Source organism: Streptomyces cyaneochromogenes (assembly GCF_003963535.1).
Classification (GTDB): Bacteria; Actinomycetota; Actinomycetes; order Streptomycetales; family Streptomycetaceae; genus Streptomyces; species Streptomyces shaanxiensis.
In genome coordinates this window covers 5,887,513-5,908,634 of sequence record NZ_CP034539.1, presented here as the reverse complement: position 1 = coordinate 5,908,634, position 21,122 = coordinate 5,887,513, and the positions used below count along the sequence as shown (strand labels likewise).

22 protein-coding genes are annotated in these 21,122 nt (G+C 71.3%); 8 read left to right on the top strand and 14 right to left on the bottom strand.

Annotated features, from left to right (window positions below; all coding sequences use genetic code 11):
* Positions 1-39: 39 nt before the first annotated feature.
* Positions 40-1,365, top strand: coding sequence for a 3-oxoacyl-ACP reductase (locus EJ357_RS26935; RefSeq protein WP_126394147.1), 1,326 nt, complete (start codon positions 40-42; stop codon positions 1,363-1,365).
* Entirely contained in the window at positions 1,365-2,213 is an 849-nt protein-coding gene (locus tag EJ357_RS26930; RefSeq protein ID WP_126394146.1) for a MaoC family dehydratase, read from the top strand. Before EJ357_RS26935 ends, EJ357_RS26930 begins: the two co-directional genes overlap by 1 nt.
* Here the strand turns inward: EJ357_RS26930 and EJ357_RS26925 are convergent.
* The 9 genes from EJ357_RS26925 to EJ357_RS26885 all read right to left on the bottom strand — a co-directional run bounded on the left by EJ357_RS26925 (position 2,210) and on the right by EJ357_RS26885 (position 10,223).
* Positions 2,210-2,860: a TetR/AcrR family transcriptional regulator gene (locus EJ357_RS26925; RefSeq protein WP_126394145.1), complete on the bottom strand. Its 651-nt coding sequence runs from the start codon at positions 2,858-2,860 to the stop codon at positions 2,210-2,212. The two genes, EJ357_RS26930 and EJ357_RS26925, sit on opposite strands and share 4 nt — an antisense overlap.
* Positions 2,861-2,917: 57 nt before the next feature.
* Positions 2,918-4,255, bottom strand: coding sequence for an SPFH domain-containing protein (locus tag EJ357_RS26920; RefSeq protein ID WP_126394144.1), 1,338 nt, complete (start codon positions 4,253-4,255; stop codon positions 2,918-2,920).
* A complete protein-coding gene (locus EJ357_RS26915; protein WP_126394143.1) occupies positions 4,252-5,907 on the bottom strand; it encodes an SPFH domain-containing protein in 1,656 nt (551 codons plus the stop codon). The genes EJ357_RS26920 and EJ357_RS26915 overlap by 4 nt, the downstream gene beginning before the upstream one ends.
* Positions 5,908-6,023: 116 nt before the next feature.
* Positions 6,024-6,326 carry a DUF4229 domain-containing protein gene (locus tag EJ357_RS26910; RefSeq protein ID WP_126394142.1) on the bottom strand — a complete coding sequence of 101 codons (303 nt, stop codon included), beginning with the start codon at positions 6,324-6,326 and terminating at the stop codon, positions 6,024-6,026.
* Between the two features lie 87 nt (positions 6,327-6,413).
* Positions 6,414-6,938 (bottom strand): GNAT family N-acetyltransferase, encoded by a 525-nt coding sequence (locus tag EJ357_RS26905; protein ID WP_126394141.1) that lies wholly within the window; start codon positions 6,936-6,938, stop codon positions 6,414-6,416.
* A gap of 16 nt (positions 6,939-6,954) precedes the next feature.
* Positions 6,955-7,614 (bottom strand): UdgX family uracil-DNA binding protein, encoded by a 660-nt coding sequence (locus EJ357_RS26900; RefSeq protein WP_228472615.1) that lies wholly within the window; start codon positions 7,612-7,614, stop codon positions 6,955-6,957.
* 142 nt (positions 7,615-7,756) lie between these two features.
* Positions 7,757-8,920 (bottom strand): aminofutalosine synthase MqnE, encoded by a 1,164-nt coding sequence (gene mqnE, locus EJ357_RS26895; RefSeq protein ID WP_126394139.1) that lies wholly within the window; start codon positions 8,918-8,920, stop codon positions 7,757-7,759.
* A gap of 84 nt (positions 8,921-9,004) precedes the next feature.
* Positions 9,005-9,460 (bottom strand): Lrp/AsnC family transcriptional regulator, encoded by a 456-nt coding sequence (locus tag EJ357_RS26890; RefSeq protein ID WP_030944826.1) that lies wholly within the window; start codon positions 9,458-9,460, stop codon positions 9,005-9,007.
* 76 nt (positions 9,461-9,536) lie between these two features.
* Complete coding sequence (locus EJ357_RS26885; protein WP_126394138.1) at positions 9,537-10,223, bottom strand: UbiX family flavin prenyltransferase; 687 nt, start codon at positions 10,221-10,223, stop codon at positions 9,537-9,539.
* Between the two features lie 91 nt (positions 10,224-10,314).
* On the opposite strand from EJ357_RS26885, the gene EJ357_RS26880 reads away from it, so the two are divergent.
* Positions 10,315-10,929: a rhomboid family intramembrane serine protease gene (locus EJ357_RS26880; RefSeq protein ID WP_126394137.1), complete on the top strand. Its 615-nt coding sequence runs from the start codon at positions 10,315-10,317 to the stop codon at positions 10,927-10,929.
* Here the strand turns inward: EJ357_RS26880 and EJ357_RS26875 are convergent.
* The 3 genes from EJ357_RS26875 to EJ357_RS26865 are packed head-to-tail and all read right to left on the bottom strand — an operon-like array spanning position 10,907 to position 13,881.
* Positions 10,907-11,479, bottom strand: a complete 573-nt coding sequence (locus tag EJ357_RS26875; RefSeq protein ID WP_126394136.1) for a Uma2 family endonuclease — start codon at positions 11,477-11,479, stop codon at positions 10,907-10,909. The two genes, EJ357_RS26880 and EJ357_RS26875, sit on opposite strands and share 23 nt — an antisense overlap.
* Positions 11,480-11,524: 45 nt before the next feature.
* Positions 11,525-12,427, bottom strand: a complete 903-nt coding sequence (mqnP, locus tag EJ357_RS26870; RefSeq protein ID WP_126394135.1) for a menaquinone biosynthesis prenyltransferase MqnP — start codon at positions 12,425-12,427, stop codon at positions 11,525-11,527.
* A complete protein-coding gene (locus EJ357_RS26865) occupies positions 12,424-13,881 on the bottom strand; it encodes a menaquinone biosynthesis decarboxylase (RefSeq protein WP_126394134.1) in 1,458 nt (485 codons plus the stop codon). Before EJ357_RS26865 ends, mqnP begins: the two co-directional genes overlap by 4 nt.
* Before the next feature lie 88 nt (positions 13,882-13,969).
* On the opposite strand from EJ357_RS26865, the gene EJ357_RS26860 reads away from it, so the two are divergent.
* Complete coding sequence (locus tag EJ357_RS26860; RefSeq protein WP_126394133.1) at positions 13,970-14,299, top strand: PLD nuclease N-terminal domain-containing protein; 330 nt, start codon at positions 13,970-13,972, stop codon at positions 14,297-14,299.
* A gap of 81 nt (positions 14,300-14,380) precedes the next feature.
* Here EJ357_RS26860 and uvrA read toward each other — a convergent pair whose 3' ends face one another.
* Positions 14,381-16,861: an excinuclease ABC subunit UvrA gene (gene uvrA / locus EJ357_RS26855; protein WP_126394132.1), complete on the bottom strand. Its 2,481-nt coding sequence runs from the start codon at positions 16,859-16,861 to the stop codon at positions 14,381-14,383.
* A gap of 93 nt (positions 16,862-16,954) precedes the next feature.
* On the opposite strand from uvrA, the gene EJ357_RS26850 reads away from it, so the two are divergent.
* From EJ357_RS26850 to EJ357_RS26835, 4 genes are all read left to right on the top strand, one after another.
* On the top strand, positions 16,955-17,668 hold the full coding sequence (locus EJ357_RS26850) for a MerR family transcriptional regulator (protein ID WP_126394131.1): 714 nt from the start codon (positions 16,955-16,957) through the stop codon (positions 17,666-17,668).
* A gap of 5 nt (positions 17,669-17,673) precedes the next feature.
* Positions 17,674-18,141: a nucleoside deaminase gene (locus EJ357_RS26845; RefSeq protein ID WP_126394130.1), complete on the top strand. Its 468-nt coding sequence runs from the start codon at positions 17,674-17,676 to the stop codon at positions 18,139-18,141.
* Positions 18,125-19,111, top strand: coding sequence for an isopenicillin N synthase family dioxygenase (locus EJ357_RS26840; protein WP_126394129.1), 987 nt, complete (start codon positions 18,125-18,127; stop codon positions 19,109-19,111). The genes EJ357_RS26845 and EJ357_RS26840 overlap by 17 nt, the downstream gene beginning before the upstream one ends.
* 125 nt (positions 19,112-19,236) lie before the next feature.
* The gene (locus EJ357_RS26835) at positions 19,237-20,640 is read left to right on the top strand and encodes a condensation domain-containing protein (RefSeq protein WP_126394128.1); all 1,404 of its coding nucleotides are present in this window, start codon (positions 19,237-19,239) and stop codon (positions 20,638-20,640) included.
* A gap of 28 nt (positions 20,641-20,668) precedes the next feature.
* Here the strand turns inward: EJ357_RS26835 and EJ357_RS26830 are convergent, their stop codons facing one another.
* Positions 20,669-21,073 carry an SRPBCC domain-containing protein gene (locus EJ357_RS26830; RefSeq protein ID WP_126394127.1) on the bottom strand — a complete coding sequence of 135 codons (405 nt, stop codon included), beginning with the start codon at positions 21,071-21,073 and terminating at the stop codon, positions 20,669-20,671.
* Positions 21,074-21,122 lie beyond the last annotated feature (49 nt).

Here is a 21,122-nt window from a genome sequence, read left to right as displayed (position 1 = left end):
TACTCCGGAGTCAGTTCCGGAGCGCACTGGGAGTCGCACATGGCCGACCGCTATCTGAGCTTCACCGGCACCGCACCCGGCCGCTTCCTCACCCGTCGTCTGGGGTTGCCGCAGCCCGCGCCCCTGAAACGCTGGTCACCGCAGCGGCCGACGCCGGAAGGTGACCGGCTGCTGCTCACGGCCGGCAAGTCGGACCTCGACCTCGCCGCCGCCGACCCCGGCCTCGGCCTGACGGCCTCCTCCGAGAAGCCCACCGCCGTGGTTCTCGACGCCACGGGAGTCCGTGACGTCGAGACGCTCGCCGACGTGCACGCGGCCCTCCACCCCGTCGTACGGTCGGTCGCCGCGAGCGGCCGGATCGTCGTGCTCGGAGCGCCCCTCGACCCGGCCGACCATCACCAGGCCGCCGCCCAGCAGGCCCTGGAGGGCTTCACACGCTCCCTCGGCAAGGAGATCGGGCGGGGCAGGACCGTCAACCTCGTCCGGCTGACGGACGCCCGCGCCGCCGGGTCGACCCTGCGCTTCCTCCTCTCCCCCAAGTCGGCGTACGTCAGCGGCCAGGTCATCGAGGTCGGTGCCTACGACGAGAGCGCGGCCCCCGCCCATCCCGACCGTCCTCCCACCGACCCCGACCGCCCCCTCACCGGCCGCACCGCCCTCGTCACCGGCGCCGCCCGCGGCATCGGCGAGGCGGTCGCCGAGACGCTGGCCCGGGACGGTGCCAAGGTCGTCGTACTCGATGTGCCGCAGGCCGAGCAGGACGCGCGGCGTGTGGCCGACCGGCTCGGCGGCATCGCCCTCGCGCTCGACATCACCGCCCCGGACGCGGGCGAGAGCATCGCGGCCGCACTGCCCGACGGCCTTGACGTGCTCGTCCACAACGCCGGGATCACGCGTGACCGGCGACTGGTCAACATGCCCGCCGAGCGCTGGAGTTCGGTGCTGGACGTCAACCTCGCGAGCGTGCTGCGCACGACGGACGCGCTGCTCGCGGGCGGGGCACTGCGGCGGGGCGGCCGGATCGTGGCGACGGCGTCGATCGCGGGGCTGGCGGGGAACGCCGGTCAGACCAACTACGGCGCGAGCAAGGCGGGCATCGCCGGACTGGTCCGCTCCCTCGCGCCGCGCGCGCTCGCCGAGCACGGGGTGACGGTGAACGCGGTCGCACCGGGCTTCATCGAGACGAAGATGACCGCCGCGGTTCCCCTCCTCATCCGGGAGGCGGGGCGCCGGATGAACTCACTCGCGCAAGGCGGACTGCCGGTGGACGTCGCCGAGACGACGGCCTGGCTGGCCGGTCCCGGGTCCGGGTCCGTCAACGGGCAGGTCGTACGCGTATGCGGCCAGAGCCTGCTGGGGGCCTGATGTCCCTCGTCCTCACCCGTGCTCCTTCCCTTCCGCCCCTGCTCGCCCGGGGCGCCCTCCTGTCACCCTTCAAACGCCCCGGCCCCGACGCGGAGTTCCCGCGCGACCGGCTCGTCCTGCCGCGTCTGCGCGTCGATCTCGCCCGGCTGGCCGCGTACGAGAGGGTGTGCGGGTTCCCCACCGGGGAGGACGCCCTGCCGGTGACGTATCCCCATGTGCTCGGCTTCCCGCTGGCGATGCGGCTGATGAGCGGCCGGGACTTCCCGCTGCCGCTGCTCGGTCTGGTCCACACGTCGATCACGATCACCCGGCACGAGTCCGTCACGGCCACCGGGGAGTACGAACTCTCCGTGCGCGTCGACGGGTTGGTGCCGCACCGGCGCGGCACCGAGGCCGCCGTCGTCACCGAGCTGCGGGCCGGCGACGAGGTCGTATGGGAGTCACGGAGCACGTATCTCGCCCGGCACCGCACCACCCGGCGGGCTCCCGAGCCCGCGAAGGTCGTGCGGGAGGCGCCGAAGCCGCTGCCCGTGGTCAGCGATTGGCGCCTCGCCGGGGACGTCGGACGCCGCTACGGCGCCGCCTCGGGTGACCGCAACCCCATCCACCTCCACCCCCTCACCGCCCGCTTGTTCGGCTTCCCGCGTGCCATAGCGCACGGCATGTGGACGGTGGCCCGCTGCCTCGCCGCGCACGGGGTGCCCGATCGGGCGCGGGTGGACGCCGAGTTCAGGGCTCCGGTGCTGCTGCCGGGGACGGTGACGTACGCGGCGGAGGGCGGGCGGTTCGAGCTGCGGGGCGGCGGGGACCGCGTCCACCTGGCCGGGGAGGTCTGTCCGCTCGCCTAGTGAGCGGCCTCCGGCGCGGTCCAGGGCCGGCCGGCCATCAGGTTGCCCAGGCCCGACCAGGCGAAGTTCATCAGGGTGGCCGCCGCCTGTCTCGCCGTCACGCCGGGCGTGACGTTGGCCCAGTCGGCGAGCGACTCGGCGGCGCCGACCAGGGCCTCGGCGAGGCCGGCCACCTCGCCCTCGGGGAGGTCGGGGTCCCGATGGGCCTCGCGGGCCGCCGCGAGGATCAGCTGGGTCACGAACGCGACGATCTCCGCGCGCATCGCGGCGACCTCGCCGGCGAAGGGCTCGCCGTGGGTGCGGGCCTGCAGGTGCAGGACGGACCAGCCGTCCGGGTTCCGCGCGGTGTGCGCGAAGAACGCGCCGAGCCCTTCCCAGAGTTGGCGGTCGGCGGGCAGCTCGCGCCGCACGCCCGCCCGTACGGCCTCGGTGAGCGCCGCCGCCTCCCGCCGGATGCAGGCGGTGAAGAGGTCTTCCTTCGAATTCAGGTACAGGTACACCAACGGCTTGGACACACCCGCCAGTTCGGCTATCTCGTCCATCGACGCGGCCATGTACCCCCGCTGGCCGAAGGTCCGCACCGCGGCGTCCAGCATCTGCTGTTCACGGACTGCGCGCGGCATCCGTTTGGTCCTCACAGCGCCCATGCCGATTAGCGTACGGGCCGGGAGGGCGTTCCCACCCGGCCCGCTGCGAACCGCTGCCTACTCCTCGCCGGTCACCTCGTCCGCGAGCCGCGACACCCGGTCCGCCCAGACCTGCCCGTCGCCCGACGGCAGGGCCGTCAGCCGGGGCAGCAACTGCGCGGTGAGAAGGGTGGACAGGGCGGACGTGTCGGCGCCCGTGCCGTCGGTCCGTACGACCACCGGCTGCGGGGCCCGGCCGGCGAGCTTCGCGCCCACCTCCAGGCGGCGCCGGGCGAGTTCGTACTGCAGGACGGCGCGGTTGTCGCGGTAGGCCTTGGCGAGGGCGCGCTGCGCGCGGGCCTCGTTCTCGGCGGCGATCAGCCCGCTGCGGCCCCGCGTCTCGATCTCGAACCGCACGCGCTGGGCGTTGGTCTCCTGCTCCTCCAGCAGCTGGGCGACCTCTTCGCGGGCCCGGTTCAGCGCTGCCTTGACCTCGACGATCCGCGCGTCCCGCACCTTCTTGGCGCGCTCGATGTCCATGCCCAGCTGGTCGATCCGGCGCTTGCGGACCAGGCCCCACTCCTGCTCGTAGGCCGTGCGCTCCTTGGCGACCCGCTCCCGGGTGGCCAGGTGCTGCTGGTACTGCGCCGGCAGCTGGACGTCCGGGATGTTGGAGCCGGTGATGCGCACGCCGTAGCCGGACAGCTGGCGGTTGAGCAGGTCCTGCATGTCGGCCACGTCCGAACCGCGCAGGTCGTACGCCCGCTCGGTGCGCATCTTGCGCGCCCGCTGCCGGATCGCGTCCTGTACGGCGCTGGAGAGCACCAGGTCGAAGTTGCCCGCGCCGATGGTGCGGACGAACAGCACGGCGTCGGTGATGCGGAACTTCAGGAAGAACTCGATCGAGCGCAGCGGGACGTTCTCCTGCGTGGGGCAGGCCATCACCGGCGCCGAGTACGGGATCTCGGTGGCGGTGTCGACGACGAAGTCGACCCGGGACCACGGGTGCCACAGGTAGTGGCGGCCGGCGTCGAGGGTGCGCACGACGGCGCCGTAGCGGGTCTGCACACCGTTGGTGCCCTGCTCGATCTCGACGATCGAGGAGCGCCACCACCACAGCGCGCCGATCAGCAGCAGGACGCCGCCGCCGGCGTAGGAGAGGGCGGCGAGGGTGCCGTAGGCGAGTTCCCCGGCGGTCGAGTCCGCCTCGCCCAGGGACAGCATCAGGCCCATGAACAGGGCGTAGACACCGAGCCACAGCGGCAGCATCCACCACAGGCGGCGCCGGTGGCGGGGGATGATGACCGGGATCAGCGTGTCGGCCTCGCCGCCGCGCAGCAGCCGCGCGATGTCGGCCCAGGGGGCGACCTTCTCGGAGATGACCGACCGGCGGTGGGAAGAACGGGCGGTGCTCACTGGTCGGCCTCCTCGGTGACGACGGAGCTGATGGAGCTGTCGGAGCTGTCGGTCGACGCGGTCTGGCCGGGCACCTGCGGCACCGTGGGCCGATCGGCGGCCAGCAGCGCGCCGATCTCGGTCTCGCGGGCGGCGATCCGCTGGGACACCTCGGCGAGACGTGACCGTACGGCGGCCATGTCCTCGTCGCTGAACAGCTCCGTGCCGCGCTCGCCTACCAGTTCGCGGGCCAGCTCCAGGAAGTCGATCCCGGCGACGCCGCCGCCGTCCGCCGCGCCACCGATGCGCACCAGGCGCGGCAGGTGGTCGGCGACCTGCTCCAGCGTGTCCAGCACCTGCTGCTGGTAGCGGTACTCCAGGATCTCCGGCGCCTCGGCGGCCGTGACCGCGCGGATGTCCAGGGCCTGTGCCTCCAGCAGGGCCGCGTTGGCCTTCGCCTCCGACTCGGCCTGGACGTAGCGCTGCCGGGCGAGGGCCTCGGCGCGGTTGGTCTCGCGCTCGACGGCCGTGTCCATCTGCGCCTGGTACTGGGCGATGTCGGCCTGGATCGCGGAGAGCGTCTCGTGGCTGGAGGCGAGTTCGCGGGTGAGGTCGCCCTCGTCCTGCTCCTTGCGGAGCTGGAGCGCGTACTCGTGCGTGTACGCCTCCTTGGCCACCCGCACCATCTCGGGCGCCGCCAGGTCCATGCGGTAGCGCTGGTCGGAGGGCTCGGCGTGGGTGATGTTGGCGTTGGTCAGCTCGACGGCCGGGCGGAACTGCTGGTTGAGCTGCTCCAGCAGGCGGCCGGTGTCCTCGCCGACCATGTCGTAGATGCCGGCGGCCTCCTGCTCGTAGATGAGACTGCGGATGGTCTCGCTCACGGCGTTGCTCAGCTTCTCCTCGAATCCGCGCACCGCGCCCAGCGTGTAGACGAACTCGGTGGGGTCGCTGATCCGGAACTGGATGAACAGGTCGATCGACGCCTTCACGCCGCCCCTGGTCGGGGCCTCGCGCACCGGCGCGTTGAACGGGTACTCGATCGTGGTGTTGACGATGTACGACACCCGCTTCCACGGGCTCAGCAACACGACCCGGCCCGGGCCGACGACCTTCTCCAGCTTGCCGAACTTGGTGATCATCGCCTGGCAGCCGTCCGGGACCATGACCATGCCCTGGCGCCACCACACGAAGCCGACGGCGAGGACGGCGATGACCCAGGAGTGCACGCCGAACAGCGGGTTGGTCAGGACGTCGCCGCCCGCCGCGCCCACGAGTGACGCACCGACCACGCCCAGCACGAGCAGCGTCAGCACCGGCAGCATGGAGACCCACGAGCGGCCCTTGGGGATCACCATCGGGCAGATGGCGTGCGACACCTCGGCGCCCTCGCGCACCTGCTCGCTGCGGCCGAGCGCCTCCCCGGCCTCGTCCAGCGGCACGGTCTTCTGCCGCATCACGGTGGCGGTGGAGCCGCCCTGCTCCCGGGCGGCCGGGAAGTCGGCCGGGTCGATGCCCCAGCCCTGTGCGTCGTACTCCCCGCCGCCGGCTCCCGATGCTCCCCGTCCGCCGGCCTGCCGCCGCAGTTCCTCCTGCGCCGCCGTCCGCGGATCGGTGCCGGAGGCTACGGCCTCGGCAACGCGTCGTGCGCCCTGTTTCGCGCGCGCTCGTGCCACGGTTCCCCCTTACGTTGTTTCCAGCCATCCCACACCATGGGATCGGCCAAGAGTAAAGGGGGGTCCCAGGGGCCATTACCCGGCGGTAGCGCCGTGGTGGGGCCGCTGGACAGGCCCTAGGAGGCCTGGCCCTGCGCCCGGGCCGCCTCGTCGACCGCGTCGTCCTCCTGGCTGCGGTTGGCCTCCAGGTTGGCCTTCACGCGGTCGACCTTCTGGACGATCTGCACGGAGGCGCGGTCGCGCTCCTTGCGCAGGACGACGAAGCTGATCGGGGCCGAGATCAGCAGGGCGAGCAGGATGATCCACATGCCGTTGGAGTCGCCGAGTCCGCGCGGGGCGAGGCCGGAGAAGACGAGGCCCCAGACGACCACGAGGCAGCCCACGAAGATCCCGAGGCGCATCAGTGTGTAGCGGAGCATCTCAATCCACTCTTCCGATTCCAAAAAGGGCCACCGTCCAGTGAAGCACGCCGACCCGCCGATCTTGCAGGGGGGTCGATACGGGGTTCAGCCGAGCGGCAGCAGCATGATCACGTCGTCCCGGTCGTCGTCCGGCGCGACCCGGATGGCGGCGGGGATCCGGCCGACCTCCTTGTAGCCGCAGGAGCCGTAGAACCGCTCCAGGCCGAGGCCGCCCCGGCAGGTGAGGCGGATCGCCTCGATGCCGTGGAAGGTCCGGGCGGCGCGCTCGGCGGCCGCCAGCAGGTCACGGCCGTAGCCCTTGCCCTGGTGGCGGGGGTGCACCATCACCGTGTACAGCCAGAGCCAGTGGACCATCAGCCGGTGCGAGTTGAAGGTGAGGAAAGCGGTCGCGGCGACCCGCCCGTCCTCGTCGTGCCCGACGAGCAGCCGCCTGCTCCCGTCGGCCATCCCGGCCAGCTGCCGCACCAGCTCCGGCCGGACCTCCTCCGGCGTCACCGGCGGCACGAAGCCCACGGCTCCGCCCGCGTTGGACACGTCGGTCCACAGGTCGAGGATGCCGTCCCGGAGGGCGGGGGTGACGGCGGGGTCGAGTGTGAAAGTAAGGGACACGGCAGCATAGTAGCCATTACATCAGGGCTCGCGCAGCCACTTTCAGGTCCGCGACCAGCCCCTCGTACGCCGCCTTGCGCTCCGTGTCGTCCCGCATCCGCAGTACCGACGCCGGATGCACCGTCGCCACCAGCCTCTCCGGCCGGCCGTGGATCTCCCGCTCCAGCAGCGCCCCGCGCACCTCTCCGACCCGGAACGACGAGCCCAGCAGCGCCTTGCCCGCGCTCGCGCCCAGGAGCACGATCAGCTCGGGCTCGACGACGGCCAGCTCGGCGGCCAGCCAGGGGGCGCACGCGGTCATCTCGCGCAGGGTCGGCGGCTTGTGGATGCGGCGCTTGCCGGGTTCGGTCCGCGTGAACTTGAAGTGCTTGACGGCGTTGGTGACGTACGCCTCGCCGGGCTTGATACCGGCCTCCGCGAGGGCCCGGTCGAGCAGGTGGCCGGCCGGGCCGACGAACGGTTTGCCCTGGCGGTCCTCCTGGTCGCCGGGTTGTTCGCCGACAAGCATGACGCGGGCGCGCGCGGTGCCCTCGCCGAACACCGTCTGGGTGGCGTCGCGGTGCAGGGGACAGCCCCGGCAGTCGGCGGCGGCGCGGCGGAGGGTCGGGAGTCCGCGGGGGCCCTCCGGGATGAAGGGTTGTGCTGTGTAGGCGTCCTCAGACGCTCGGGTGGTCAACAGGAGGTCCGGGTACCCGCCGTCGGGGTCGGACCCGTGTCGGCCGCGAGTGACGTTGTGGCTGGTCGCGCCCACGCGGCGGAGCCGCATGTTGATACAGCCCCGCGCCCCTGGGTGGGCACGCTCCCGGTTGGCTGAGAAGTCAGACGCGCATGGGCTGCGGCGACTCCCGACGCGACGGATCCGGGCCGTCGTACTCCCGGATGACCTCGTAGCGCGTGTTGCGCTCCACGGGCTGGAAGCCGGCGTCCCTGATGAGGTCCAGCAGGTCCTCACGCGTCAGCTTGTTCGGCGTGCCGTAGTTGTCCGCGTCGTGAGTGATCTTGTACTCGACGACCGAGCCGTCCATGTCGTCGGCGCCGTGCTGGAGGGCCAGTTGGGCGGTCTGGACGCCGTGCATGACCCAGAAGACCTTGACGTGCGGAACGTTGTCGAAGAGGAGCCGGGAGACGGCGAAGGTCTTGAGGGCCTCCGCGCCCGTCGCCATCTGCGTGCGCGCCTGCAGCCGGTTCCGTACCTTCCCGTCCTTCATGTCCACGAAGTCGTGCTGGTAGCGCAGCGGGATGAAGACCTGGAAGCCGTTCGTCTCGTCCTGGAGCTCACGCAGGCGCAGGACGTGGTCGACGCGGTGGCGGGGCTCCTCGATGTGCCCGTACAGCATGGTGCACGGGGTCTTCAGACCCTTCTCGTGCGCCAGGCGGTGGATGCGGGACCAGTCCTCCCAGTGGGTGCGGTGGTCCACGATGTGCTGACGGACCTCCCAGTCGAAGATCTCCGCGCCGCCGCCTGTCAGGGACTCCAGACCGGCGTCGATGAGCTCGTCGAGGATCTCGGAGGCGGAGAGCCCGGAGATGGTCTCGAAGTGGTGGATCTCCGTCGCCGTGAAGGCCTTCAGCGAGACGTTCGGGAGGGCGGCCTTCAGCTCCCGCAGCGAGCGCGGGTAGTAACGCCAAGGCAGGTTCGGGTGCAGCCCGTTGACGATGTGGAGCTCGGTGAGGTTCTCGCTCTCCATCGACTTGGCGAGCTTCACCGCCTCCTCGATACGCATCGTGTACGCGTCCTTCTCGCCCGGCTTGCGCTGGAAGGAGCAGTAGGCGCAGGACGCCGTGCACACGTTGGTCATGTTGAGGTGGCGGTTGACGTTGAAGTGGACGACGTCGCCGTTCTTGCGCGTGCGCACCTCGTGGGCGAGTCCGCCGAGCCACGCCAGGTCGTCCGACTCGTACAGCGCGATGCCGTCCTCGCGGGTCAGCCGCTCACCGGCCCTGACCTTCTCCTCCAGCTCGCGCTTGAGCCCGACGTCCATGCCCACACCTTTCTCCGACGACCTGTCCAACCGTACGCCCCCACCCTTCGGGCGGGAGGTGCCCCCAAACGGCGCTGAAGGCGCCTACACCTCTTCGGGCAGTTCTCCGACCCGGTTCTCCCACTTGGTGGAGAGCACGATGGTGGTACGGGTCCGGGAGACGCCCGTGGTGCCGCTGAGCCGCCGGATGATCTTCTCCAGCCCGTCCACATCGGCCGCCCGCACCTTGAGCATGTACGAGTCGTCGCCGGCGATGAACCAGCAGTCCTCGATCTCGCCCAGGTCCCGCAGGCGGTTCGCCACGTCCTCGTGGTCGGTGGCGTCGGAGAGCGAGATACCGATCAGCGCGGTGACGCCGAGGCCGAGCGAGGCGGCGTCGACGGTGGCGCGGTAACCGGTGATGACACCGGCCGCCTCCAGCCGGTTGATGCGGTCGGTGACGCTGGGTCCCGACAGGCCGACGAGGCGTCCCAGCTCCGCGTAGGAGGCCCGGCCGTTCTCCCTCAGGGCCTGGATGAGCTGCCTGTCCACCGCGTCCATGCGATCGAAGCCTTCCACTGAAGAGGTGTGCGAGTTCTGGGTGTTCCTGAGATGGGTGGTGCGTGGTGCGTGCCGCTCAGGCGGGAGGGCGGGACCCGCCGCCGATCTCGCCCTGCCAGCGGCGGTAGAGGCCGTGCTCGACGCCCGCCGCGTCGAGGACCCGTCCGGCGACGAAGTCCACCAGGTCCTGGATGTGCGTCGCTCCCGCGTAGAAGGCGGGCGAAGCCGGTACGACACTGGCGCCCGCGTCGTCCAGGGTCACCAGGTGCCGCAGCGTCTGGCCGTTCAGCGGGGTCTCCCGCACGGCCACGACGAGCGGCCGGCGCTCCTTGAGCGTCACGCTCGCGGCCCGCTGCAGCAGGTCCTTGGACAGCCCCAGCGCGACTCCGGCGACACAGGCCGTGGAGGCCGGCACGATGAGCATCCCTTTCACCGGATACGACCCCGAGGACGGCCCCGCCGCGAGGTCCCCGGCACCCCAGTGCCGTACCCCCTCGATGTCCGCCTCGAAGGTGCCCGGCTTGCCGTCGGCCCCGCGTGCCAGCCATTCCCGCAGGTCGTCCCGCCAGTGGGCGTCCCGGAAGGAGATCCCGGTCTCGTCGAGCAGGGTGAGCCGGGAGGCTCGGGACACGATGAGGTCGACGCTCTCCCCGGCGGCGAGCAGCGCGCGCAGCACCGAGGCGGCATAGGGGGTGCCGGAGGCGCCGGAGACCCCAACGATCCAAGGCGTACGCCGCGTCTCTCCTGGCTTGACTGGGTTCACGCCCCCGAGCCTATCCGGCGTCGCAGGGTGGGAACCGGTCAAGGGTGGTCGGGCGTTCACCGGAGGGGACGAGCGAGTGGCGGGGGGTGCCATGTCGGAGACGAGGCCGGAATGGTCCCGGGGCGACCGGGCGAGGACCGCGGCCAAGCTGATGGTGGGCTGGGTCGCGCTGCTGTGGCTGCTGGAAGTGGTCGACGTGACGAGCGGCCACGCGCTGGACCGCTTCGGCATCGTCCCGCGCGAGCCCGCCGAGCTGGTCGACGTCGTGCCCGCCGCCTTCATCCACTTCGGCTTCGCCCATGTGGCCGCCAACAGCGTTCCGCTGCTGGTCATGGGCTTCCTCGCGGCCCTCGGCGGGCTGCGCCGGTTCCTCGCGGTCTGCGCGCTGATCATCGTGGCCGACGGTCTGGGTGTGTGGCTCATAGCCCCGGCGCACACCAACACCGCGGGCGCCTCCGGCCTGATCTTCGGCCTCTTCGGCTTCCTGCTCGTCACCGGCTTCGTGGAGCGCCGCCCGCTCGGCGTCCTGGCCGGCCTGCTGGTGGGCGCGATCTGGGGCGGCACGATACTGGCGGGCCTCGCCCCGACCCAGTCCGGCGTCAGCTGGCAGGGGCATCTGCTGGGGCTGGTGGCGGGAGTGGCGGCGGCGTTTCTGCTGCGACGCCGGGCGAGCGGGCCGGCGCTCAGGGCCGGGGGCGCGCTTTAGGGTCGACGGGGAGGCCGGCGGTGGGGATGGTCAGCTTGCCGAGCGGGGAGTCGACGGTGAGGTCGGGACCGTAGGGGATGGTGTCGCGGCCTCGGTAGCCTTCGGGGCCGGGATTCCAGAGCGTGACGGCGTGGCCCTTGAGAGGGTCGAGGATCAGGTAGTTGGCGATGCCTCGGGAGGCGTACCAGCGAGGCTTCACCTCGTAGTCGCGCCGGATGCTGCCCTGGGACACCACTTCGACGACCAGCTCAATCAGATCGGGCGGGTACGCACCCTCGTTCTTCGCTACTTCCGCGGCCGGGATGACAGCCAGGTCAGGACAGAACTCATTGTCCTCGTCGAATGGGAAAGCAACGTCACTGGCGAAGCCCCACTCCGCGCCGACCTGCGCCTCAAGAACGTTCCAGACCAAACGAATGGTCTGTGCGTGGTGAGGCTTGACCGGACTCATCATGATGTTGCCCTCGACAATCTCCATCCGATAGCCGGGGAACATGTCCTCGAACCGGCTGAGCTGCGAGTGCAGGCGGTCGATGTCCGAGACGGTCATGGCGGCCTCCCTTGGTCCTGCACCCGATGGTAGGCCGCAGGCTAGTCATACGGTCAGGCCCCGAACCAAGAGGTCTAGCAACGCACACACGAACAGGGCAATCCCGATGAACCCGTTGACGCTGAAGAACGCCCTGTTCAGGCGGGACAGGTCGTGCGGGCGGACGATCGAGTGCTCGTACACGAACGCGCCGGCCACGATCAGCAGACCCAGCCAGAAGAAGGCACCCGCGCCCGTTGTGAGGGCGTACCAGACGAACAGGGCCGTAGTGGCCGCATGGCAGGCGCGCGCCCCCCAGATCGCCGCCGGGATGCCGAAGCGGGCCGGGACCGACATGACGCCGATCTCGCGGTCGGTCTCGACGTCCTGGCAGGCGTAGATCAGGTCGAAACCGCCGATCCAGATGCCGACGGCGAGGCCGAGGATCACCGCGTCCCAGGACCAGGTGCCGGTGACGGCGAGCCAGCCGCCGACCGGTCCCATGGCCTGGGCCAGGCCGAGGATGGCCTGGGGGAAGTTCGTGAACCGTTTGCCGTAGGGGTAGACCACCATCGGGATCACCGCGATGGGGGCGAGGGCCAGGCACAGGGGGTTCAGCAGGGCCGCCGCGCCCAGGAAGATCACCAGGGCGATGAGGGCGCCCGTCCAGGCGTGGCGGACGGTCATCGCGCCCGTGACCAGTTCACGCTGGGCGGTCCGCGGGTTCCGTGCGTCGATCTCGCGGTCGATGATCCGGTTGACCGCCATCGCGAAGGTCCGCAGACCCACCATGCACACCGTCACCAGGAGCAGCCGCCCCCAGTGGATGTTCCTGTCGAGCTGGAACATCGCGGTGAGCGCGGCGATGTACGCGAAGGGCAGCGCGAACACCGAGTGCTCGATCATGACGAGGCGGAGGAACGCCTTCGTGCGTCCCGGCTGCGGAATCGCGGCGGAGGCGCTGCTCACAGCCCGTACTCCTTCCAGCGGCGGTCGACCTTCGCCGCCGTCGCGGGATCGGACTCCACCATGTCCGGCCAGCCGCCGTCGCGGGTGTAGCCCTCCTCGGGCCACTTCTTCGTCGCGTCGATGCCCGCCTTGCCGCCCCAGAACTGCTGGTAGGAGGCGTGGTCGAGGTGGTCGACGGGGCCTTCGACGACCGAGAGGTCACGGGCGTAGTCCGTGTTGCCGAGGGCCCGCCAGGCGACCTCGTGCAGGTCGTGGACGTCGCAGTCGGAGTCGACGACCACGATCAGCTTGGTCAGGGACATCATGTGGGCGCCCCAGATCGCGTGCATCACCTTCTGGGCGTGCTTGGGGTACTTCTTGTCGATCGAGACGATCGCGCAGTTGTGGAAGCCGCCGGCCTCGGGCAGGTGGTAGTCCACGATGTCCGGGACGATGATCTTGAGCAGCGGCAGGAAGAAGCGTTCCGTCGCACGGCCCAGCGGTCCGTCCTCCGTCGGCGGCCTGCCCACGACGATCGACTGCAGCAGCGGCCGTCGGCGCATCGTCACGCAGTCGATCTTCAGTGCGGGGAAGGGCTCCTGCGGGGTGTAGAAGCCGGTGTGGTCCCCGAAGGGTCCCTCCGGCAGCATCTCCCCCGGCTCCAGCCACCCCTCCAGCACGACCTCCGCCTGCGCCGGCACCTGCAACGGCACCGTCTTGCAGTCCACCATCTCGATCCGCTTGCCCGCGAGGAACCCCGCGAACATGTACTCGTCGATGTCACCGGGCAGCGGCGCGGTGGAGGCGTAGGACACGGCGGGCGGGCAGCCGAAGGCGATCGCGACCGGCAGCCGCTCTCCCCTTCTCGCCGCCACCTGGTAGTGGTTGCGGCTGTCCTTGTGGATCTGCCAGTGCATGCCGATGGTGCGCTTGTCGTGGCGCTGGAGGCGGTACAGACCGAGATTGCGTACGCCGCTCTCCGGGTCCTTGGTGTGCGTGAGCCCCAGGTTGAAGAAGGAGCCGCCGTCCTTGGGCCAGGTGAACAGCGCCGGCAGCCGCTCCAGGTCAACCTCGTCCCCGTGCAGCACGACCTCCTGCACCGGCGCGTTGTCCGACTTCACCTTCTTCGGCGGCACGTGCGTCATGGAGCCGAGCTTCCCGAAGGCCTCGCGGACCCCGACGAACCCGTGCGGCAGTTCGGGCTTGAGCAGCCCGCCGATCTTGTCGGAGATGTCCGCGTAGGACTTGAGCCCCAGGGCCTTCAGCAGCCGCCGGTCGGTTCCGAACACGTTCATCGCGAGGGGCATCGACGACCCCTTCACGTTCTCGAAGAGCAGCGCGGGACCGCCGGACTTCTGTACGCGGTCGACGATCTCCCCGACCTCGAGATACGGATCGACCTCAGCCTTGACGCGCTTGAGGTCGCCTTCGCGCTCCAGCGCCCTGAGCAGGGAACGAAGATCGTCGTAAGCCATGGGGTCAAGTATCCCCGAGCGGCTACCCTGGCCCTGAACCCGGGGGCCGTGCCTCCGGCCCCGACGACCGTTTCGCTGGAGAGGACCCATGCTCCGGGTGCTGATGTTCCTCGTGCCACTGGCGCTGAGCGTGTACGCGTTCATCGACTGCATCAGCACGAAGGAGGACGACATCCGCCACATGCCCAAGCCGCTGTGGGCGATCCTCGTGCTGGTGTTCCCACTGGTCGGCTCGATCTCCTGGCTGATCGCGGGCAAGAAGCGCAGCCCGGCCGCGGAGGGTTGGGGCGGTGTACGGGACCGTCAGCGCCGGCGCCAGGAGTGGGTGGCTCCCGACGACAACCCCGAGTTCCTGAAGTCGCTGGACGAGGACGACGACAAGAAGCGGGACGACGGGCCGAAGCGCGACGAACCCTGACCGGGACCGGCTCCGCGGCCGCGCCGTTCTCGCGGCCGCGCCGTTCTCGCGGCCGCGCCGTTCTACCGCCGCGTCACCCCGTCACCTCCCCGGCACCCCCTCCGCCACCAACTTCCCGCCGCCCGACCCGCCTTCCGGCCCCAGGTCGACCACCCAGTCCGAGGCGTGGACGACGTCGAGGTTGTGCTCGATGGTGATGACCGAGTGGCCGGTGTCGACGAGGCGTTGGAGTACGGCGAGCAGGCGGGCGGTGTCGGCCGAGTGGAGGCCGGTGGTGGGTTCGTCCAGGAGGTAGAGGGTGCTGCCGGCGGCCTTGCGGCCCAGTTCCTTCGCCAGTTTCAGGCGTTGGGCCTCGCCCCCGGAGAGCGTCGTGGCCGGCTGGCCCAGCGGGAGGTAGCCGAGGCCGACGTCGGCGAGGCGGCCCAGGCGGGCGGCGATCGGCGGGACGTCGGCGAACATCGCCAGGGCCTCGTCGACCGTCGCCTGAAGCACCTCGGCGATGTCGTGCCCGCCGTGCCGCACCGACAGCACCTCCGGCCGGAACCGCCGGCCGCGGCAGCCCGGGCACCTCACCTCCACCGGCGGCAGGAAGTGCATGTGGACCGAGAGCACGCCGGCGCCCTCGCAGCGTTCGCAGCGGCCGCCGGGGACGTTGAAGGAGAAGGCGCCGGGCGTCAGCCGTCCGCCGGAGCGGGCCGCGAACGTCTCCCTGATCGGCGTGAACACGTCCGAGTAGGTCGCCGCGTTCGAGCGCGGCAGTCGGCTGATCGGTTCCTGGTCGATGGTCACCACCTTGCCCAGGTGCTCCCAGCCGTCGATCCCGTCGTGCTCGCCGGGCCGGTCCCCCGTGCCGTGGAAGTGCCTGCGGGCCGCCCGGCCCAGGATCTCCAGCAGCAGCGTCGACTTGCCCGACCCGGACGGCCCGGTGACGGTGACCAGGCGGCCGAGCGGGATCCGTACGGTGAGGTCCTTGAGGTTGTGCGCCCGCGCCCCGCGAATCACCAGCGCCCGGTCGGCGTCTCCCCGCCCCTTCGGGGCCGGCGCCGACAGCCGACCGGACAGATAGGCCCCCGTCACCGAGGCGCCCTCGGCCCCCGTGACCGAGTCGGCGCCCCCCGCCCGGGCCACCTCCTGCGGCGTCCCCTGCGCCACGATCCGCCCACCGTGCCGACCCGCGCCCGGGCCGACGTCCACCACATGGTCGGCCGCCCGCAGCACGTCCAGGTCGTGCTCGATGACCAGCACCGTGTTGCCGAGATCCCGCAGCCTGCGCAGGACGTCGACCAGGCGGGCGGTGTCGGCGGGGTGGAGTCCCATGGTCGGCTCGTCCAGGACGTACAGGACGCCGGTGAGCCCCGAGCCGAGCAGCGCGGCCAGCCGCAGTCGCTGCGCCTCGCCCGCGGAGAGGCTGGGCGTCGGCTGCTCCAGGGTCAGATAGCCGACGCCGACGTCGACCAGCCGCCGTACGCGCTCTTCGAGATCGGCGACGACGGGCTCCACGAACAGCCACTCCTCCTCGGAGACCCGCTCCCGCAACCCGCGCAGCCAGGCGGCGAGTTCGTCGAGGGAGGTGCGTGCCGCCTCGACGATCGTCAGGCCGTGCACGGTGACCGCCCGGCTCTCCGCCCGCAGCCGGGCACCCCCGCACTCCCCGCAGACCTCCTTCACCAGCGCCTGCTTCTCGGTGCGCTCCCGGTACTCGGTGTCCTCGATGCGCTCGGCGTAGCGCCGCAGCAGCGCGGTGGCGACGCCCTCGAAGCGGCCGGCGGTGACGGTGGCGGGCGGCTCGGTGCCCGGGAAGTGGCGGCGGAACTCGGGGCTTTCGACGCCGTACAGGAGCAGGTCCCGCTCGGGGTCGGTCAGTTGGTCCAGTGGTCGTTCCGTGTCGAAGGTGAACCCGTAGTGCCGGGCCGCCGCCCGCAGCAGGGTCACGTTGCGCTCGGCGGCCTTCGGGTGCAGGCCGAGCACGGCACCGCCCGCGACCGAGCGGCCGCCGTCGACCAGGCGGCCCACGTCCGCCCGGATCACCTCGCCGAGGCCGGTGCAGGCCGGGCAGGCGCCGGCCGGCTTGTTGAAGGAGAAGGAGCCCATCACCAGGTCGGGGACGGGGGTGCCGCAGTGCGGGCAGGGGGCCTGTTCGCCCTCGGCGGCCTCGTCGTCGTGGTCGTACTCGTACGCATGTGACGGCGGGACGTCCTTCCCGCAGCCGGGACACGGCCGTACCCCGATCCTCGACCACAGCAGCCGCAGATAGGTGAACACCTCGGTGACGGTGCCGACCGTGGAGCGGGGGCTGCGGTTGGTGAGGTGCTGGTCGACGCTGATGGAGGGGGACAGGCCGGTGATGGAGTCCACGCAGGGGCGGCTGACAAGGCCGGTGACCATGCCCAGCGACTCCAAGTACTGGCGCTGGCCCTCCCGGTGGAGGGTGTCGAAGGCGAGGGTGGACTTGCCGGAGCCGGACAGACCGGTCATGACGACCAGCTTGTTCTTGGGGATCGCGAGGGTGACGTTGTCGAGGTTGTGCAGACGGGCGCCGGTGATGCGGATGCAGTCGTCCATGCCTTCAATTTTTTCATTGAAGTGCTAGTGGAGACTTTGGCCGCTTGCCTCGCCGGTGAATCGGGCACAGGGATCGCGTAACCTTCAACTCCCGTGACGAACGACGACGAACGCCTGCGGCCGGTCGACCTGGCCCGCCTCGCGGGGATCTCGACGCAGCAGGTCCGCAACTACGAGGATGCGGGGGTCCTGCCTCCGGCCGCGCGCACGGCGTCCGGCTACCGGACCTTCACCGACGTGCACCGCCGGGCGCTGCTGACCTACCGCGCGCTGCGGCGCGGGTACGGGCCGGCGACGGCGGCCGGGATCATGCGGGCCGTGCACTCCGGTGACGTCCCGGCCGCGCTCGCCCTCGTCGACGCCGCGCACACCGCGCTGCACGGGGAGCGGGCGGCGCTGCGGGCGACGAGCGAGGCCTTGGAGACCCTGGCCGAGACACCCCCTGCCGAGCTGCCCCGCTCCGGGCTGCGCATCGGCGAGGTGGCCGCGCTGCTCGGCGTACGCACGTCGGCGCTGCGGGTGTGGGAGGCGGCCGGACTGATCGCGCCGGAGCGGGAACGGGGCACGAAGTACCGCGTCTACCGCCCCGCCGACGTCCGCGACGCCCGGCTGATCCACACCCTGCGCAGCGGCCACTACCTCTTCGACCAGATCCGCCCGGTCCTGGACGGCCTGCGCCGTGAGGGCAGCCGCGAGGCCCTGCGGGCGGCGATCGCGGCGCGCGACGAGGCGCTCACGGCGCGCACCCGGGCCATGCTGTCCGGCGCGGGCCGCCTGGACGACTACCTGGTGTGCACCGGACAGTGAGAGACATGGATCTCCTGGACGAGGCGACCGCGCGTACCTGGCTCGCTACGGCCGTCGCCGAGGCGCGTGCCGGGCTCGGCGAGGGGGGCATCCCGATCGGCGCCGCCCTCTACGGACCCGACGGGGCCCTCCTCGGGCGTGGGCACAACCGGCGGGTGCAGGACGGCGACCCGTCCCTGCACGCGGAGACGGCGGCCTTCCGAGCGGCGGGCCGGCAGCGGTCGTACCGGGGTACGACCATGGTGACCACGCTGTCGCCGTGCTGGTACTGCTCGGGGCTGGTGCGGCAGTTCGGGATGGCGCGGGTGGTGATCGGGGAGGCGGTCACGTTCTCCGGCGGACATGACTGGCTGGCCGAGCACGGTGTGCAGATCGTGCTCCTGGACGACCCCGGGTGCATCGGGATGATGCGCGACTTCATCAAGGACAATCCGGCACTGTGGAACGAGGACATCGGTGACATCGGTGAGTAACCCACGAATCCCCACGATCGACCTCGGGCCCTGGCTCGAAGGCGACCCCGAGGCGCGCGCGGCGATCGCCCGCACCGTCGACGAGGCCCTCCAGACCGCCGGCTTCCTCCTGGTCACCGGGCACGGTGTGGACCCGGTCCTGCGCGCCCGGATCCGGGAGGCGGCCCGCGCCTTCTTCACCCTCCCGGCGGACGTCAAGCAGCCCTACGCCGTGAAGGTCGGCGGCCGCGGCTGGCTCGGCCCCGGGGCGGAGGCCAACGGCTACTCGGAGGGGACCGAGACGCCGCCGGACCTGAAGGAGTCGCTGAGCTTCGCGACGCACGAGCCCTTCGACGACCCGGTGGTCAACGCCGAGTGGTACGCGCCCAACGTGTACCCGGCCGAGGTGCCCGAACTGCGGGAGCTGTGCGAGGAGTACCTGGCGCGGATGGCCGAGCTGGAGAAGGAGCTGCTGTCCCTGCTCGGCGACGCCCTGGGCCTCGAACCGGACTTCTTCTCACGGCACATGGACCACCCGACGTACGGCTTCAACATCAACTGGTACCCGGGCACCGAGGTCGTCGGGGAACCGGCGCCCGGTCAGTTCCGCATCGGACCGCACACCGACTTCGGCACGGTGACGATCCTCGACCGGCAGGTGGGCAAGGGCGGGCTGCAGGTCTACACCGACCCCGCGGACGGAGGTGTCGGGTGGGAGGACGCGCCCTACGACCCGGACGCCTTCACCATCAACATCGGGGACCTGATGGCCCGTTGGACCGGTGACCGGTGGCGGTCGGGCCGGCATCGCGTACTGCCGCCGCCCGCGGACGCGCCCGCCGAGGAGCTGATGTCCCTCGTCTACTTCGGGGAGTGCACGCCCGGCACGCTCGTGGAGTCCGTGCCCGCGCCGGTGGGGCGGGTGGCGTACGCGCCGGTCGACTCGCATGTGTATCTGCGGGGGAAGCTGGACTCGATCTCCGTCGACTGATCACGTCCGGCTCACCTGCGGCTCGCCCTCGGCCGATCACAGCGAACCGTTTCTGAGTAAGGGTTGCCTCGTTGGGCGGGATACCACCCTTTCGGGTGTTCCCCCCGCCGCGAATGGAGCCGCCCGTGCGAATGACTGATATCCAGCGCTGCGAGGTCCGGCCCGGACGTCTCGTCGAATGGACGCTCAGCCCGGCGACCGTCGCGACGGCGGCGGGCCTGCCCGAGGACACGCGGCCGCCGGCGTACATCCAGGAGTCGCACATCAGGACCGCCCGGACCGTACGCGACGACGGCCTGTTCGTGCCGACCTGGGTCGGCACCGCGTTCGACATCCCGGGCCGGGCCGACCTCGACGCGCTGGAGGAGTCGCTGCGCGGCTGGACACTGCGGCACGAGACGCTGCGCAGCGGCTTCCGCTGGTCCGGCGAACCCGGCGACGAGATGCGCCGGTTCACGCTCGACGCCGACGACGTGTCCCTGCGGCGCGTGGAGATCGGCGACTTCGCCGACCCGGCGGAGCTGGTGGACTACCTCGAGGACCGCTTCGACGCCACCGCGGACGCGCTGCACTGGCCCAACCTGATCTACACGGCCGTCGTCCGGGACGACTCCACCAGCGTGTACATGGCCTTCGACCACAGCAATGTCGACGGGCACTCCGTCCACCGCATCCCCGGCGAGATCCACGAGCTCTACGCGGCGGCCGTTGCGGGCCGGCCGATCGAGCCGGTGCCGGTCAGCAGCTACGTCGACTTCTGCGAGATCGAGCGGACCGAGGCCGACCGGATCGACGACGGCCACGAGGTCGTCGCCCGCTGGCGGGAGTTCGTCGGCCGCTGCGACGGCCGGCTGCCCGCCTTCCCCGTCGACCTCGGCCTGGACCCCGACGCCGGGCTGCCCACCCAGCAGTTCCTGCGCGAGGAGCTCACGGACCCGGACACCGCCGCCGCCTTCGAGGCGTACTGCCGCCCCTACGGCGGCAGCGCGGTCGGCGTCCTGGCCGCCACGGCCCTCTTCGTCCACGAGATCGGCGGCGCGCCCGTCTACCGCACCGTCGTGCCCTTCCACACCCGGATGAAGTCCCGCTGGACGGACTCCGTGGGCTGGTACGTGGGCGGCGCCCCCATCGAGATCCCGATGACCGAGGCCCGCGACTTCCCCAGCGCCCTGCGGACGGTACGCGCCGAGCTGCACGCCAACCGGCACATGGCCCGCATGCCGCTCGCCCGGGTGCTGCGACTGCTCGGCACGGACTTCCGCCCCACGTCACCCGACATGTACTCGATCGTCTCCTACGTCGACGCCCGCGGTGTCCCCGGATCCGGGCGCTGGGCCGAGCAGAAGGCGTACGGGCTGATCAGGGTGTCGTACGGCGACCAGGTGTGCGCCTGGGTCACCCGGCTGCACGAAGGCCTGTGGTTCGCGAGCCGCTTCCCAGACACCGACGTCGCGGGCAAGAACATGCGGCTGTACGTGGAACGGTTGCGGGACGTCATGGCCTCGACGGCGGCCCCACCGGTTTCGTAGACGTCCCGACACCCCCTGCGGGAGGGGGTCAGGGGCTCGCTTCGCATACGGCGATCAGCCGCTCGAAGCGCGCCCGCCAACGCTGCTCCGACTCCTCGCCGCCCCTGAACTCATGGGTGAAGCGCAGGGCGCTGCCCTCGTCCCCGTCCCGCTCCAGATGGAACCGGAGCCGGCCGCCGCCCTCCAGCGTGTACTCGGCGACCCGCTCCACGTCCCACGCGGTGACCCGCCCGGATCCCATGTCACGCAAGGTGACCGCACCGCCGAGCCGGGGTTCCAGGACGTCGGCGGGGGTGAACCACGCCGCGAGGCCCTCCGGGGTGGCCAGCGCCGGCCAGACCGTCTCCATGCGCCGGGGCAGCCGCACGAGGAAGTGCAGGATGTGCGTGTTCCCGTGGGCCTGGCTGGTGCCCTGTTCGATGGAGCCGGTCATGACACCAGCCTGACTCCGCCGGGGGCGATGCGCGACCCTTACGGCCGCT